3 protein-coding genes and 2 pseudogenes are annotated in these 1,843 nt (G+C 38.2%); all 5 read right to left on the reverse strand.

From position 1 onward, the window contains the following. Positions 1-465, reverse strand: a pseudogene (locus QUB61_RS39210) (IS630 family transposase); the annotation flags it as partial. Positions 466-479: 14 nt separating this feature from the next. Further along, entirely contained in the window at positions 480-686 is a 207-nt protein-coding gene (locus tag QUB61_RS40365; RefSeq protein ID WP_445300636.1) for a hypothetical protein, read from the reverse strand. Positions 687-736: 50 nt separating this feature from the next. Beyond that, complete coding sequence (locus QUB61_RS39215; protein WP_333134988.1) at positions 737-943, reverse strand: hypothetical protein; 207 nt, start codon at positions 941-943, stop codon at positions 737-739. Positions 944-1,075: 132 nt separating this feature from the next. Continuing rightward, the gene (locus QUB61_RS39220) at positions 1,076-1,429 is read right to left on the reverse strand and encodes an IS630 transposase-related protein (protein ID WP_333134990.1); all 354 of its coding nucleotides are present in this window, start codon (positions 1,427-1,429) and stop codon (positions 1,076-1,078) included. Positions 1,430-1,483: 54 nt separating this feature from the next. Further along, a pseudogene (locus tag QUB61_RS39225) lies at positions 1,484-1,843 on the reverse strand (winged helix-turn-helix domain-containing protein); the annotation flags it as partial.

Below are 1,843 nucleotides of genomic sequence, written 5' to 3' on the forward strand. Positions count from 1 at the left end.
TTCTTTCGCTGAATGCCAGACCAATTCAATCAAATTATAATCGGGGCTGTAAGCTGGCAAAAATTCTAAAATAATATGTGGCATTTCGGCTGATATTTTGCTGAGAATATCTTTCTTTTTGTGAAAACTAGCATTGTCGAGAATAATTACAATCTTAATTCCAGATTTGGCAAAATTTTCTGCTTGATTACCCTGTTCTATCCATTCTTTAACTATCGCATCATTTAAGGCTTTAATTTGCTCATAAAACGTATTCGACTCTCCTCTTTCTATCACAAAAGTTAACCTTTTTTTGTCATGATATCTCAACCCACCCATGAGATTTACTCTACCTCTTCTCCTTTGACCTGTAATTTTTTTTCTCTGACCTTTTTTACCCCAAGTTTTTCTTCTTGTCACTCGTAAACTGAATCCGCTCTCATCCCAAAACCATACCTGTAAAAGCTCTGGTGTTTGTTTAGTTACAGCACTTCCGGATGCTATGAGGTACAGTAGCAGCAATTAGTAAACCAGTTTTTAAGATGTTTCGGATTAATCAAGTCAAGAGCCACAGCAATTATCGTGTCAACCATTTTAGTGCTGGTTGGTGAAAACTGGATCAATAAAGATTTGAGTTGCGACCACCATAATTCAATTGGATTAAAATCAGGAGAGTATGGGGACAAACACAAGATAGAAGCACCCACCGCTTCAATCTACGGGCTTAATTGAATCTACTTTATGCGCTGGTAAGTTATCAATTCACGTCTACTGCTCCTGACCACAATTGTGGTACTAAACATTGATCGATAAACACCTCAAATGCTTGGCTATCCATCGAGTTGTCCATGGTCATTAATGCCACTACTCGATTGAGACTAATTGCACCAATTACTGTGACTTTCTTGCCGGACGTAAAAATGTTTGACCGCATAGGCTCTCGTTCCTCGTTGAGAACGTGCATGAGTTCTGGTTAAACCTAGCAATACTCCTGTCTCATCTAAAAAGACTAGATTTTTTGGCTCGATATCCTTGACTTTTTCCCAATACTCTAACCTTAATTTCATGACTCTTTCAGTGCCGGCTTGGCTACTTCTCACTGTTTTTTTTTACGATTTAATCCCAACTTTTGTAAGGCGTTACACATGGCTGTTCTACCCACCCAATTTCCGGTCTTCTGGGCAAATAACTCACACAATTCTAATAAGGTGGCATCGGGATGTGCTGCCACTATCCCTCTCAAAGAAGCTGTGGAATTATTCAAATGACTGTATCTCGGTTTTCCCCTGGGTTTCGGCTGTAAATTCCCCTCTATTTTTTGTTGCTTGACCAGTTTTTGAACGAAGCTTTTACTGACGGAAAATATCGCTGCTGTTTTTCTGATCGACAGCTTCTGATCGAGATGGGCTGCTACTATTTTTTTTCGCAAATCTACTGAATATGCTTTCATTGGCGTATTTTTTTAATCTATTCTTATTGTACCTCATAACACCCGGAAGTGCTGTATTCTTAAATACTCTGATAGCTTCTGTTTAAATACTTCTCTTTCAATTGGGTTTTGCTTGGATTCTAAACTATACTTAGCCCAAATGTAAACGTATTTTTTTTTATGTAGTATCCGGGATATTTGGGAACTACTCAGTTTAATTCCTGTGACTTTTTCTAAATATGTTGCTAGTCGGGCTGCCGTCCATCTCCCAAATTCATATCCATATTCTTCCGGAGCTTTTTCGATTGTCTTTATCAATATTTGTTCATACTCTGGAGTAACTTTACGAAAATTCCCGGGACTTCTTTTATCTAAAAAACTATCCAAATTATCAGGGTCGCCATGAACTGACCAATAAGCTACTGTTGTGTAAGC

The organism is Microcoleus sp. C2D2 (assembly GCF_036702495.1).
Lineage (GTDB): Bacteria > Cyanobacteriota > Cyanobacteriia > Cyanobacteriales > Microcoleaceae > Microcoleus.